Consider the following 13,365-nt stretch of genomic DNA (forward strand, 5'->3'; position numbering starts at 1 on the left):
TCGAATGCGAACATGGCCATTAGCTTCCAAAATCCCTTTTATTAGTCTGCTAGTTCTATCGTTTGCCTGGTTTTTATTTTATCAAAACGATATGTGGATTAATGATTATGGCGCAGCAAAATTCGATTGGTTGTTACTCATTGACGCTGCTATCATTTTACCCATAATTTGCTTTTTGTGTATCAAATCTACCAAGTTAGCACTCGTTAAGGCACTCGGTTATTTTGCTATTTTAATACTGCTTGGCAGTTATATTATTCCCTCAGAGCAACAAATATTATGGCCTTATTTAACTCAGATCCGTTACCTGTTACTGACGGTATTTGTATTAATTGAGGTATTTTCAATTACCTGCGTGATATTTGCCATAAAAACGGCGCTTAAATCAGGAGTTGATCCTGATATTGCAATTAAGCAGCCAATTAGTGCTTTATTTGGTAATAACTTGGTAGCCGATATCATGATTTTTGAAACCAGAGTTTGGAGCTTCTTTTTGTGTGGCCATTTAATCAAACCGTCAACATATCACGGTGATTCACAATTTAGTTATCATCATAAAGACGGTAATCAGTCTAACGCGCTAGGATTTATAATGATGATAATGTTTGAAATACCGCTGATGCATTTACTGATTCATTTTATGTTTTCAGCGTTCAGCGCTAATGTGGTAACGGCATTAACCTTGGTGAGTTTAGTATTCTTTATTGCTGAATACCGTGCTATGTCACGCAGACCGATCACAATAGAGACTTGTGCAGCCTCATTAGTCACTGATAATTACAACCCAAACACTCAAGCTGAGCTTGGCCTCGCAGATTTAAATTCAGGCTCAGGAGCAAGCGTCATAATTCAGAATAAATTACATATTCGCTACGGAGTGTTTAATAGCTTTAGCATTGATTTAAGTAATATTAAAACTGTCGAACCCAACAAATTAGCCATTCGACGTGCTGAAACGATAAAACGCTTTAACTTTTCTGGCGCTCCCAATGTCAAACTAACCTTAGTTGAGCCTATTAAAGGTATTGATAGTGTATATATTGGAGTCGATCAACCAGATGCGCTTATTGGTGAACTAACACTAGGTCTCGTTAAACCAAATTGCTGACACTAGGCCAATATAATGGCTGTTATTGACCTTATATAGTTTCAGCTTAACGTGCGCAGCTGTATTTGCTGCATATGATTATTAAAGTGCATTACATGGGCAAGGGCGTAGTCTTGTTTACTGAGCTTGCCATAAGCAAAGTGGGGCTGTAAATGACCGTTATATTGCTGAAAATCTACGAGCGATTGTTGCAACCTTTTGAGGGCTAGCAAATAATCAGCCTGCTTTGAAATTAAAGGTGCACCGGGTATGACTTCTGCAAGGTTATGAGTCATCTTGCCTTTAGCACTGAATAAAGCAAATGCGCTAGCCCCAATAGTGTGTTTAAAAATCTCTGCTTTTTGCTGGGGATAACCTGTCATTGAATACTCAACACTTTGGGCGCAATGAGTAAAAATTTGGTTTAAATCCCAACCTGCTGATGTCGTGCTTAAAGTAGCCTTTGCTGCTTGCTCTGGGTTGTTGCCAATGACGGCTGCAGCAAGCAATTGCGCTATTTGAGATAATATATTATCTATAGTCAATGGCCGAGGTGCTGGGGTGATGCTAAACCAAGTCACTGTACCTGCAATTGTCACACCAGCGCCAACCACGGCACTGCCTTTTACCAAAGCTGTTAAAAACGCTCTTCTGTCCATGGTTATCCTTGTTGGGCTTTGTGAGTAGCAGACTAAAATTACGCCAGCTGTTAATTTTGCCTTGCTGTTTCACTGATTTAAAATCAAGTTTTAAGGTAGGGAAATAGCTGTAGCGTTTGTTCAATAATATCGACTTTATGGCCTTTTTCTAAATACACTGCATAAATTTCTCGAGAAAAAACCGGCGCATCTTCAACAATAAAAAGTCTATTGCTTTCAATATATTCAAACGCCATTTGTCTTGGCAGGTAGGCGGAGCCACCGACATCCAATAAAAAATTAAGTGCAATCCTTGGTTGGTTCATCGAGTGTTTTGCTGGCGGTGAGTCTTGAAAATTGCGGCGGTATTGGCTGTTAATCGACTCACCATAGTCCACCATAATGTAGTTTGCTAATGTCGACTTTTGTTTGGCACGATTTGATTCTGTGCTCACTAGGTATAACGGCACAGTCGCAACCTTAGTGATGACAAGATCTTCTACATAAGGCGGCTCGAATAAAAAGGCCACATCAATAACGCGACTTAACAGGCTTTTTCTTAATTCAACGGGCGATAGGGTACTGGTTAATAAACTCATCCCTTCGATATTGAGGTGAATTTTGGTGAGCCAGCCTTGTAGGACGATATCCCATATAGACATGATAGAACCTATGGCCAGTTGGTGGTTATCACCCTCAGCAATCCCCACATCTTGCTTGGCTTTTTGCCACATCAATAACAGCTCATTGGCATGCTTAATTAAGCGGTTACCCTCAGGGGTTAATTTGAGGTGTTTCTTACTGCGATCAAACAGTAACACCCCCAAGTCCTCTTCTAAAAGCTTGATTCTGGCACTGACAGCAGATTGAGTGATAAACAAATTTTCGGCAGCGACTCTAAAATGTAGCGTATGGCTAACTTCTAAAAATGTTTTTAATAATTCTACTTTCATCAAAATCCTTTAAAAGCTGTGATTAAATTTTTTAATTAAACACATCAAAATATAACGTTATATTTATGAGAGAGATACTCTTACACTCAGCGAATTACAGCACCTTTGTGCAATAAAAGAAACATGTTCAGGACATATTATGAGAATTGCCATTCTATCAAGAAACCCAAATTTATATTCAACTCGCCGCTTAAAAGAGGCCGGTGAAGCTATGGGCCACACAGTGGATATTATTGATACATTACATTGCTACATGGATATTACCAGCAGCAAACCAACCTTGCGCTACGATGGTAAAGAGCTTCCTATGTATGATGCTGTGATCCCGCGTATTGGAGCATCGGTAACATTTTACGGTACTGCTGTGGCGAGACAATTTGAAATGATGGGGACTTTTAATATCAATGAATCTGTCGCCATTAGCCGCTCACGAGATAAATTACGTTCATTGCAATTATTGTCACGTAAAGGCATTGGGCTGCCACGTACCGGTTTTGCTAATAAGCCTGACAATATCAAAGATTTGATTAAAAACGTCGGTGGTGCGCCTGTTGTGATTAAGCTACTAGAAGGCACTCAAGGTATCGGGGTGGTTCTTGCTGATACAGCTAAAGCTGCTGAAGCCATTATCGAAGCTTTTATGGGATTAAAAGCCAATATTTTGGTACAAGAGTTTGTTAAAGAGGCTGGCGGCGCCGATATTCGTTGTTTAGTGGTTGGCGGTAAGGTTGTTGCGGCAATGAAGCGCCAAGGGGCAGAAGGTGAGTTTCGTTCCAACTTGCACCGCGGTGGCTCTGCTGTAGTGGTTAAATTATCTAAAGAAGAGCGTGAAACAGCAGTTAATGCAGCCAAAATTATGGGGCTAAACTTATGCGGCGTTGATTTACTGCGCTCACAAAATGGCCCTATGGTGATGGAAGTTAATTCATCACCAGGGCTTGAAGGTATTGAAACGGCAACGGGTAAAGATGTCGCGTCAATGGTATTTCAATTTTTAGAAAAGAATGCCAAGCCCCATAAAAACAAAACCCGTGGTAAAGGCTGATTAGGACGTCATTATGGAAAAATTAATTATTGGCGATTTTACCATTTTACCCGGTGAACAACGCAAAATAGAGCTGCCGGTAGCAAAGTTATATACCGATGCTGATGTTTCTTTACCCGTACATATTATCCGTGCCAAAAAAACGGGGCCGACAATATTTATCAGCGCGGCGGTACATGGTGATGAATTAAATGGCATTGAAATTATACGAAGGCTAATTAAACAAAATAAATTTAAGATTATTTCAGGAACCCTCATAGCTGTACCGATGGTCAATGTTTATGGGGTGGTGAATCAAAGCCGCTACATGCCAGATAGACGGGATTTGAATCGCTGTTTCCCTGGCTCTGCCAAAGGCTCATTAGCTGGACGGGTAGCACATATATTTCTTAATGAAATCGTTAGACATTGTGATTACGGCATCGATTTACATACTGGCGCGATACACCGCTCTAATTTTCCGCAAATTAGAGCGGATATGGACGATGAGGAAACCAAACTACTTGCCGAAGTGTTTGGCGTGCCGGTTATTTTAAATTCAAACCTAGTGGATGGTTCTTTAAGGGAGTCAGCTGTTAAGAATGAAACCAAAATCCTCTTGTATGAAGCAGGTGAAGCGCTAAGATTTGATGAGTTTTCAATACGTGCAGGCATGAAAGGCATTTTAAATGTGTTGCAGCACTTAGGCATGATTAGAAAATCATCATCAAAAGCAAAGAAAAAGCGCGCCCCATTTATCGCCAACGGCAGTCAGTGGGTACGTGCCAATGCCAGTGGGATTGTGCATAACATTGCTAATTTGGGTGAACAAATTACTAAAGGGCAAGTTTTGGCTGAAATAGGTAGCCCCTATGGCGAAGTGATTGACTCGGTGATCGCATCACGCTCTGGCATATTAATCGGTAAACAAAACATACCGCTAGTGCAAGAAGGTGAAGCCATGTTTCATATTGCTTACTTTAGCGAAAATGATGAAAAAATTGCTGAACACATTGAAAATGTTCAAGAACAACTATTACCAGATTCTGTAAATTAATGAGTTTCGATATGAAAAATAAAACGATTATTGGCAACTTAGAGTATATCGCGCTGCCTAAATTGGGTATCACCGAGTTACAAGTACGTGTGGATACAGGGGCTAAAACCTCGTCTTTACATGTAGATAATATTAAAAAGGTGCTGATAGATGGCGAGCATTGTGTCTCGTTTGATATTCACCCAGATTCACATAATGTTGATACGGTAAAAAGCTGCCATGCTCCTATTAGTGATATCCGTAAAATTAAGTCATCTAATGGCACCTCGGAGCAACGTTATGTGATTAAAACGCCAGTAGTTCTTGGGCAACAAAAGTGGTCGATTGAAATTACCCTTACCGATCGCTCAGACATGAGTTATTTAATGCTATTTGGTCGTGAAGCTTTAGGTACACGGTTTTTAGTGGATCCGTCAGCGGTATATTTAGGATCTTGAATCTAAATATGAATTCAGGTTTAGTAATAACGACGAGGTGCAATAATGGATTTCGTACAAGTTGAACAATGGCTAAATTTGACAGTGTTTACTGTTGCACAACAGCCAATTACCTTAGGTGGGTTATTGATCATTCCGGTGATCATAATTGTCGGTTTGTTCATCACTAAATTGCTAGTAAAACTGATCACTAAGCGGTTAACGTCTAAAAAGACTGACCCTAATATTATCCATCTGTTGAAACGTATATTGTATGTCATCGCCATTGCAATATTATTAATTACTTCGCTTGATTTAATTAATGTGCCCATTACCGCATTTGCATTTTTGTCCGGTGCCATTGCAATCGGTTTTGGTTTTGGCGCGCAAAACATTATTAACAACTTCATTAGTGGTTGGTTATTAATGTGGGAACGCCCCATTAAAATTGGTGATTTTCTTGAAGTTGAAGGTGCTAAAGGCATAGTCGAAGCCATTAATAATCGTTCGACTCGTATAAGACGGGTTGATGGCGTTCACTTGTTGATCCCCAATAGCACGTTATTAGAAAACACTGTGGTGAATTGGACACTAGTTGATAATTTAGTCAGGTCAAATGTGCGGGTTGGCGTAGCTTATGGGACTAAGGCAAGAGTTGTCGCAGATTTGCTATATGAAGCAACTATCGCACAAAAAGAGGTTTTAATTGAGCCTAAACCTGTGGTGAGTTTTGAAGACTTTGGTGACAACGCGCTAATATTTGAAGTTAACTTTTGGATTAACTCCACTGTAGAAGGGGGGTTAAGGGTGACGCGAAGTAATATTCGTTTTGCACTGGATGAATTATTAGAGCAAAACAATATTGTGGTGGCATATCCACAACGTGATGTGCATCTGGATGGCTCACTGACACTAATAAAGCAAAGGTAAACAGTAAATTATTAAATAAAAATACCGCTGATACATTTGATGATAATCAATATTGTATCAGCGGTTAATTAATCGCTACTGTTCAAGCCAGTTCTTTTATAACTCTAGCTTGTGTAGACTTGTACCAGAGCCAGTGCCGAAAAGTAGCAACTAGAACATAGCCATTAGTTATCTTGATATGGCTTACCATAAAAGCTATCTAATAATATCTGCTTTAACTCACTAATAAGCGGGAAGCGCGGATTGGCGCCAGTACATTGATCATCAAAAGCGTGCTCGGCTAATTCATCCAATTTGGCTAAGAAATCGGCTTCATTAACACCAGCTTCCTTGATAGATGTCGGAATACCGACTGCGGTTTTTAACTGTTCTATTTTACTTATTAGCAATGCTACCTTGTCTTTATCAGTGGTGTTTGAGTCAATACCTTCAAGCTTTAGGGTTTCAGCTATCTTTGCATAACGACATAAGGCTTTTGGGCGGTCGTACTGACTAAAAGAAGCTTGCTTGGTCGGCATATCGGTGGCGTTAAAGCGAATAACATTACTGATTAACAATGCGTTTGCTAACCCATGGGCTAAATGAAACTCAGCACCGAGCTTATGGGCCATTGAGTGGCAAATGCCTAAAAAAGCATTAGCAAAGGCAATACCTGCGATAGTGGCGCCGTTATGGACTTTTTCTCTGGCTATGGGGGCTTTAGCGCCCAGTTCATAAGCTGCCGGTAAATGCTCACATAATAATTCCAGTGCTTGTAAGGCCTGACCGTCACTAAATTCATTTGCCATCACGCTAACATAAGCTTCTAATGCGTGAGTTACAGCGTCAATGCCACCAAAAGCGGTTAATGACTTTGGCATATCCATTACTAAATTGGGGTCGACAATTGCCATGTTAGGAGTGAGTTGATAATCAGCAATAGGGTATTTCATGCCGCTCACTTCATCGGTTACCACGGCAAACGGGGTCACTTCTGAGCCTGTGCCAGAGGTGGTCGGTATTGCCACCATTTGCGCTTTAACCCCTAATTTGGGGAACTTATAAATACGTTTGCGAATATCCATAAAACGCAAAGCTAAGTCAGCAAAATCAACGTCAGGATGTTCATACAATACCCAAATTATTTTAGCCGCATCCATAGGCGAACCACCACCTAATGCTATGATGACATCAGGTTGGAAACTTTGAGCAACTTTAGCGCCTTGTTTCACAATGGCTAAAGTAGGATCCGCTTCAACGTCATAGAATACTTCTGTTTCAAGCCCCTGAGCTTTTAAGATTTTAATGGTTTCATCGCAATAGCCGTTATTAAACAGAAACTTGTCAGTGACAATTAAGGCGCGTTTTTTAGTTGATAGCTCTTCTAATGCAATGGGTAAACTGCCTCGGCGGAAATAAATTGAAGAGGGTAGTTTGTGCCACAACATATTTTCAGCCCTTTTAGCGACAGTTTTCTTATTAATTAAATGGCTTGGGCCAACGTTTTCTGATATTGAGTTACCGCCCCATGAACCACAGCCCAAAGTCAGTGATGGCGCTAATTTAAAGTTATATAAATCGCCAATACCTCCTTGTGATGCTGGAGTGTTTATTAATATCCGCGCAGTTTTCATCCTAAAACCAAAGGCTTTAACTCTTTCTACTTGGCCATCTTGGTCAGTGTATAACCCTGAGGTATGACCAATGCCGCCTAATGTCACTAATGCTTCAGCTTTGTCCATGGCATCATTAAAATCAGTGGCGCGGTACATACCTAAAAGTGGTGATAACTTTTCATGGGCAAAGGCTTCAGCTTCATTGATATCCGTCACCTCACCAATTAATACCTTAGTCCAGCTTGGGACAGTAATTCCTGCCATGTTGGCAATGGTTGGGGCACTTTGACCAACGATGTCAGCATTTAACCCACCATTTTTAAGAATAACCTCTTGCATGGCAGCGGTCTCTGAATCGGATAACAGGTAACCGCCATGGGTTTCAAAGCGTTGTTTAACTTGCTCATAAATATTGTCTACCACGATGATGGCTTGCTCTGAGGCGCACACGACGCCGTAATCGAAGGTTTTTGACATAAGGATTGAGCTTACTGCGCGTTTTATATCAGCGGTTTCATCAATCACGATTGGGGTATTACCCGCACCAACCCCAATGGCAGGTTTACCCGATGAGTATGCAGCTTTAACCATACCGGGGCCGCCAGTTGCGAGGATAAGGTTGATGCTATCGTGTGTCATAAGTTGGTTAGACAGCGCCACTGAAGGTTCGTCAATCCAGCCGATAATGTCTTTGGGTGCACCAGCGGCAACGGCGGCATCTAAAACAATACGTGCTGCAGTCGTGGTGGATTGCTTGGCTCTTGGATGTGGCGAGAATATAATACCGTTACGGGTTTTAAGGCTAATCAGCGCTTTGAAAATGGCAGTTGAGGTAGGGTTAGTTGTGGGCACTATGCCGCAAATTATCCCTACAGGTTCGGCAATGGTGATGGTGCCAAAAGTGATGTCTTCAGCGATGATACCGCAGGTTTTATCGTCTTTATATTTGTTGTATATATATTCAGATGCAAAGTGATTTTTAATGACTTTGTCTTCTAATAAACCCATGTTGGTTTCTCTTGCTGCCATTTTAGCAAGTTTAATACGAGAATCTGTGGCGGCAAGCGCTGCTGCTCTGAATATATTGTCGACTTGTTCTTGGCTGAAATTAGCATATTCTTTCTGCGCTTTAGCGACTCGCTCTACCAGTAGCTCAAGTTGTTCGGTGTTGTTGACAGTCATCATTACGTCCTCAAAAATTGTTAACTAAAGCGTTTTAGTTAACAACTCTTAGCAGCTGTTATAGCTGTGACCTTGGCAAATTATTAGCGTCTACGTGATAAAATTACTCCTTTAGCGGTATATATGTCGTGATCCACAGCACAAATCACTACGAATGGTAATTTAATTACACAAAAAGGCTTAGTTAAGTGATTATTATCATGCCAGCAAAGCTGGCGGTTAATTCACTAAGAGTGTTTTACCTTTGAATTAATAGCATAAAAATTTAAGCTAACTGAGTGTGCTTTGGCTGGAAGTAAATTGAAGTTTTATTACAGTGTTAGTGACTTTAGATGCTTAACGCTCATCAAAGCCACTAACACAGGGGTCTCATCTTGATAGGTAAGTAAGGTTATCTTTCTAAGCTAATCTCAAAAATGCCAGAAGACTTGGGGCCAAATAATTGCTGATGCAACTTACCGGCAAATTCATCGGTCATTCCAGAAATATAATCTGCAATAATTCGCATTGGATTAAGGTTATTCTCCTTGGCATGTAACCAACGTTCTTGAGTGTTTAATGGCAGCAAACGTTGTGGATCAGACTCAAAGGCTTCAAATAATTCCATGACAATTTGTTGGCCTTTGTATTCGAGCATTTGCATTTCAGGTTTACGGATAACGTACTTATAGACAAATTGTTTTAAAGTATGCAATGCGATGGCAAAGTCAGGCTCTAGGCTGGCATTGTATTTTAATAAAGGTTCATCAAATTTGTCGTCTTGCTCGATATTAATGGCAGTGACAAAACCATTCACTAAGGTACCTATGGCATCTTTACGTAAGTGATGTTGATGGGAAAATAATTTATCTGCGATATGGGTAAATTCGTGACTAAGCCATGGGTCATTACTTTGGCTTAATTTGCTAGCGACATCCTGCTGCCATTGCAAAGGCGTGACTATGCCCATGACAATAGCATCTTCTAAATCATGGACTGCATAAGCGATATCATCCGCCAGTTCCATGATGGAGCAATCAAAAGATTTATACTGGGTTCTGTGGTGAGGATAGTGTTGATTAGTGCTGTTTTTAATGCTGATAAAGCGGTTTCTATCATTTACACTCAAACCTGAAAGCACCCAATCGAAGATATCTTTGTCATCGTTAAAAAGGCCTTTTACCGATGGCCACTGTGAAGGTCTTAATTGTCTGTGGCTGGTTATTTCTGGGTGACCTAAATCGACATGTAACTGGCTATATAAAGCGGGATACTTTAACACTCCAAGTAAGGTTCGCCTGGTTAGATTCATGCCCCAGTATTCGGTGTAGGGTTCAAGTCTGGCTAAAATTCTAAAAGTTTGACCGTTGCCTTCAAATCCGCCGTGATGGCGCATCATATAGTTCAAGGCCACTTCACCGCCGTGACCAAATGGCGGATGACCAATATCATGGGCTAAGCATAGTGACTCTATTAAGCTCATTGAATCTAATAGTTGCTCAATGTCAGGGAATTTACGTTTAAGCTGGGCAGCGATGCCTGTGCCTATTTGTGATACTTCTAATGAATGGGTTAAACGAGTGCGAAAAAAATCGTTCATGCCAATGCCGTGTACCTGAGTTTTAGCTTGTAGGCGACGAAAGGCGGCTGAGTGCAGTATTCTTGCTCTGTCACGCTGAAACGGACTGCGGTGATCATTACGGCGTAATTTATCTTCACCTAGGCGGCGTTCATGCCATGGATTTATCTTAGTGCTGCCCTCAATATCAGCGTTCATTTGTTTGTCATTGATGGCAGCTAATTCATTTTCAGTGACATCACTACTGTGTATTTCATTGTCTGACATTGATCATCCTTTACTGTGTGAGCATCAGTTAGTTAATTCGTTTTCAGTCAATTTATCTAATGTGGAAGTGCAGCTATCGAGGAAAATTTCGATAAAACATTTTACTTCAGGTAAATCTTGTTCCATTTGCTTAAGCTTTTTATCCAAGTTAATTTTTACATGTTGAAACTCGTCATTGTTAAAGCGTAGCTCATTCATGGTTTTCACATAGGCTTGTAAAATATCTGCGGCTTTGACGATAGCTTTGTATTCTGGGTCGACTTGGGTTTGAACTAATAGTGGCTCCATTTCTTCACGCAGATCTTCAGGTAACGAGGCTAAGCATTCTTTTTCAGCCAGATCTTCAAGCTTTTTAAAGGCTTTGGTAAATTCAGGACTGTGATATTTGGTGTTGGAGTTGATATCTTGGAGCTTGGTTTCTGATACTTCATGGTAAAGGGCGATGGTAGCCGCTTTTTCTGGATTTAGCTTACCGCCAAAGCGTTTATTTTTAATGACCACCAATAAGTGCGCAATCACAGCGACTTGATGACAATGCTCTGATACGTTTTCTTTTTGAAAACAATGCATCAAAGCCCAACGTTCTAACAATGGCATACGGGTGATCCATGCCATAAAAGTGCTTGGTTTCATAATCTGCCTCGGTAATAGGATTAAGGCGAATAGCAGATCCGTGTCGCTAATGAATACGGATTACGGCTAAAAAGCTATCTGTCTACTGTAATCAACTACACTGCGCCATACAACTGTATTTTATATTAACAATTAACCAAAATTTACGTTAGCATAACAACGGATAAGCTTGATTATGAAAGAAAATGCTAAGTTAAATGAGATTGAATATGGATGATGCTCGCTGTTTGCAATTAGATAGATTAGTCACCAACGAAGAGCTATATATACTCGACAATGTAAAATCACTTAATTTTGTTTGCGATGAATGCGCTGTGGCGCTTATACCTTGCTCTTACAAAAAAGCGGTTAACTTACGTAGACCTTATTTTAAAACCTCAAAAAACGTTGATCATGAGCAGCATTGTTACGCTAAAGCCAGCAGTAAAATTAAGCAGCAAGGCAAAACATCACGGTTGAGCAGTGATGAAGGCTTTCCGTTAGCCTATCCAAATCGGTTTACTTTAACCGCCGCAAAGTCCGTTAAAGCGGTGAGTACTACCGAGATTGCCGCTGATGATGTTAATCAATTAACAAGGTCGAAGGCCGCGAAAACTGTAAGCAGTAAGCGTAAAGCGAATTATCTGACCAGCTCTTTTCAAAGCATAGTCGATCAGTATTTTGACTTTCCTTACGATCGTGACAGGGCGCTTTCATTTGAAGGGGTTGAGGGAAACCAATATGGGCAGATTTTCTCAAAAATCATTAACCCAGTAGGCAAGCAAAAGTTTCGTTTTCAAACTGACAATAATGATACCAAGGTGTTTTACAGCACCTTAGCATGGGATAAACCACAAGTTGAAGCTGACTATATTATGATTAAGTTATCCGCTGGCTGGTGGCAAAAAGTGGATAATAAGAATAAAAACCTCAGACCCTATGTTGTCAAAATTCAAACCAGTGCATGGCCTGAAGCGGTAAAGACAAATTTTGTAAAACGCTTAACTCAAATACGAGAACTGGTAAAAGGCACCGACAAAAAAGCCTTGGTAGCATTTGTTGGCAAGCAAGATCAGCAAGAGGATTTTTATCGCTTTTTTGCTGAAGAAGCCAAATTGATTAGTTTTAAAGTGGTTTAATTTTGCTCAGGGTGTTATTGCAGGATAAACTCTGTTTGGATCGGATTATGATCTGAGGCTGAGGTTTCGTTAGAGTCTGCATTTATTAAGGTTAAACCGCGATAAAATAAATGATCAAGTGGTAAGCCAAACACCCGTTTACGAAAATCTGCTTTGTATTTAGCTTCTGTTAGGCTCAGGCCATGAGTGAGTTGCCTTACGATACTCATTCTACCTTCTCGCCAGGTATTTAAGTCTCCTGCTAAAATAACCGGCCCCTGATGTATGGCGACTTTTTTTAGCACTTTGTTCAGTTGTGATTCGTAACTATTTAGTCGCCAGTCAAAATTAACGCCATGTAAATTGACCACCAGTAATTGCTGGCCATTAGATAATGGGTAGGTGGCCACAAGAGTCGATTTGGCGAATCGGATTAACGGTTCAGCTGTTTGGTAAGCACAGGCACCATTGGCAGCTTGAGATGAAATATTCATTACCCCCATAGGTACGTTAAGCAATTTAAATCCTTTAGCCATCACGACATGGTGCTGGGTATCAGCTAAGTACTTTGAGAAACGACTATTTAGTTTGGCTTCTTGTAGGAGCAATAAATCTGAGTTTTGAGTGATTTGTTGTAATTCGCTTTGCCAGTTTTTCTTTTGTTGTTTATAAATGTTCCAAACGGCAATACGTAAGCGTCCTTGTTGATCAAGGGGCTTGCTGACTGTTTGGGATAAACATTGAGACACAAACATGGGTTGTAGTTCACTCATCATAACCTCGGCTTCGCCATTGAATTTCGTCACTACAAATAAATACAAACCGCCACTTAACAATAGCCCGATCATGATCCAATATTTTAGTTTTTTAAGGTTCAATGTTACCTCGAGATAGATGTATGACAGCTGAATGATTAGCTTTGCTATAT

General features: G+C 40.5%; 12 protein-coding genes. 6 read left to right on the forward strand and 6 right to left on the reverse strand.

Annotation, left to right across the window (positions count from 1 at the left end):
* Positions 1-4: 4 nt before the first annotated feature.
* Entirely contained in the window at positions 5-1,108 is a 1,104-nt protein-coding gene (locus BCU91_RS06275) for a hypothetical protein (RefSeq protein WP_102531120.1), read from the forward strand.
* Positions 1,109-1,149: 41 nt separating this feature from the next.
* On the opposite strand, the gene BCU91_RS06280 is transcribed toward BCU91_RS06275, so the two are convergent.
* Both BCU91_RS06280 and BCU91_RS06285 read right to left on the reverse strand, forming a co-directional pair.
* Positions 1,150-1,746 (reverse strand): DUF1569 domain-containing protein, encoded by a 597-nt coding sequence (locus BCU91_RS06280; RefSeq protein ID WP_102476741.1) that lies wholly within the window; start codon positions 1,744-1,746, stop codon positions 1,150-1,152.
* 83 nt (positions 1,747-1,829) lie between these two features.
* A complete protein-coding gene (locus BCU91_RS06285; protein ID WP_102531121.1) occupies positions 1,830-2,678 on the reverse strand; it encodes a LysR family transcriptional regulator in 849 nt (282 codons plus the stop codon).
* Positions 2,679-2,817: 139 nt separating this feature from the next.
* Here BCU91_RS06285 and rimK point away from each other — a divergent pair, with 139 nt between their 5' ends.
* The 4 genes from rimK to BCU91_RS06305 are packed head-to-tail and all read left to right on the forward strand — an operon-like array spanning position 2,818 to position 6,105.
* The gene (gene rimK / locus BCU91_RS06290; protein WP_102519522.1) at positions 2,818-3,723 is read left to right on the forward strand and encodes a 30S ribosomal protein S6--L-glutamate ligase; all 906 of its coding nucleotides are present in this window, start codon (positions 2,818-2,820) and stop codon (positions 3,721-3,723) included.
* A 13-nt stretch (positions 3,724-3,736) separates the two neighbouring features.
* Positions 3,737-4,759, forward strand: a complete 1,023-nt coding sequence (locus tag BCU91_RS06295) for a succinylglutamate desuccinylase/aspartoacylase family protein (protein ID WP_102531122.1) — start codon at positions 3,737-3,739, stop codon at positions 4,757-4,759.
* An 11-nt stretch (positions 4,760-4,770) separates the two neighbouring features.
* Positions 4,771-5,196, forward strand: a complete 426-nt coding sequence (locus tag BCU91_RS06300; protein WP_102435517.1) for a RimK/LysX family protein — start codon at positions 4,771-4,773, stop codon at positions 5,194-5,196.
* Between the two features lie 45 nt (positions 5,197-5,241).
* The gene (locus tag BCU91_RS06305) at positions 5,242-6,105 is read left to right on the forward strand and encodes a mechanosensitive ion channel domain-containing protein (RefSeq protein WP_102531123.1); all 864 of its coding nucleotides are present in this window, start codon (positions 5,242-5,244) and stop codon (positions 6,103-6,105) included.
* A gap of 164 nt (positions 6,106-6,269) precedes the next feature.
* On the opposite strand, the gene adhE is transcribed toward BCU91_RS06305, so the two are convergent.
* The 3 genes from adhE to yfbR form a co-directional block, all read right to left on the reverse strand.
* Positions 6,270-8,882, reverse strand: coding sequence for a bifunctional acetaldehyde-CoA/alcohol dehydrogenase (gene adhE, locus BCU91_RS06310; RefSeq protein WP_102531124.1), 2,613 nt, complete (start codon positions 8,880-8,882; stop codon positions 6,270-6,272).
* A gap of 391 nt (positions 8,883-9,273) precedes the next feature.
* Entirely contained in the window at positions 9,274-10,638 is a 1,365-nt protein-coding gene (locus BCU91_RS06315; protein WP_102531146.1) for an anti-phage deoxyguanosine triphosphatase, read from the reverse strand.
* 93 nt (positions 10,639-10,731) lie between these two features.
* Positions 10,732-11,340 (reverse strand): 5'-deoxynucleotidase, encoded by a 609-nt coding sequence (yfbR, locus tag BCU91_RS06320; protein ID WP_102435511.1) that lies wholly within the window; start codon positions 11,338-11,340, stop codon positions 10,732-10,734.
* 209 nt (positions 11,341-11,549) lie between these two features.
* Here yfbR and BCU91_RS06325 point away from each other — a divergent pair, with 209 nt between their 5' ends.
* A complete protein-coding gene (locus BCU91_RS06325; RefSeq protein WP_102531125.1) occupies positions 11,550-12,458 on the forward strand; it encodes a hypothetical protein in 909 nt (302 codons plus the stop codon).
* Between the two features lie 14 nt (positions 12,459-12,472).
* Here the strand turns inward: BCU91_RS06325 and BCU91_RS06330 are convergent, their stop codons facing one another.
* On the reverse strand, positions 12,473-13,285 hold the full coding sequence (locus BCU91_RS06330; RefSeq protein WP_102531126.1) for an endonuclease/exonuclease/phosphatase family protein: 813 nt from the start codon (positions 13,283-13,285) through the stop codon (positions 12,473-12,475).
* Between the last annotated feature and the right edge of the window lie 80 nt (positions 13,286-13,365).

The organism is Shewanella sp. 10N.286.52.B9 (genome assembly GCF_002873635.1).
Taxonomy (GTDB): Bacteria; Pseudomonadota; Gammaproteobacteria; order Enterobacterales; family Shewanellaceae; genus Shewanella.

Excerpts from the sequence above, each read along its gene's own strand:
- BCU91_RS06275 (WP_102531120.1), top strand. The coding sequence starts at position 5 with ATGCGAACATGGCCATTAGCTTCCAAAATCCCTTTTATTAGTCTGCTA.
- BCU91_RS06280 (WP_102476741.1), bottom strand. The coding sequence starts at position 1,746 with ATGGACAGAAGAGCGTTTTTAACAGCTTTGGTAAAAGGCAGTGCCGTG.
- BCU91_RS06285 (WP_102531121.1), bottom strand. The coding sequence starts at position 2,678 with ATGAAAGTAGAATTATTAAAAACATTTTTAGAAGTTAGCCATACGCTA.
- rimK (WP_102519522.1), top strand. The coding sequence starts at position 2,818 with ATGAGAATTGCCATTCTATCAAGAAACCCAAATTTATATTCAACTCGC.
- BCU91_RS06295 (WP_102531122.1), top strand. The coding sequence starts at position 3,737 with ATGGAAAAATTAATTATTGGCGATTTTACCATTTTACCCGGTGAACAA.
- BCU91_RS06300 (WP_102435517.1), top strand. The coding sequence starts at position 4,771 with ATGAAAAATAAAACGATTATTGGCAACTTAGAGTATATCGCGCTGCCT.
- BCU91_RS06305 (WP_102531123.1), top strand. The coding sequence starts at position 5,242 with ATGGATTTCGTACAAGTTGAACAATGGCTAAATTTGACAGTGTTTACT.
- adhE (WP_102531124.1), bottom strand. The coding sequence starts at position 8,882 with ATGACTGTCAACAACACCGAACAACTTGAGCTACTGGTAGAGCGAGTC.
- BCU91_RS06315 (WP_102531146.1), bottom strand. The coding sequence starts at position 10,638 with ATGAACGCTGATATTGAGGGCAGCACTAAGATAAATCCATGGCATGAA.
- yfbR (WP_102435511.1), bottom strand. The coding sequence starts at position 11,340 with ATGAAACCAAGCACTTTTATGGCATGGATCACCCGTATGCCATTGTTA.
- BCU91_RS06325 (WP_102531125.1), top strand. The coding sequence starts at position 11,550 with ATGGATGATGCTCGCTGTTTGCAATTAGATAGATTAGTCACCAACGAA.
- BCU91_RS06330 (WP_102531126.1), bottom strand. The coding sequence starts at position 13,285 with ATGATCGGGCTATTGTTAAGTGGCGGTTTGTATTTATTTGTAGTGACG.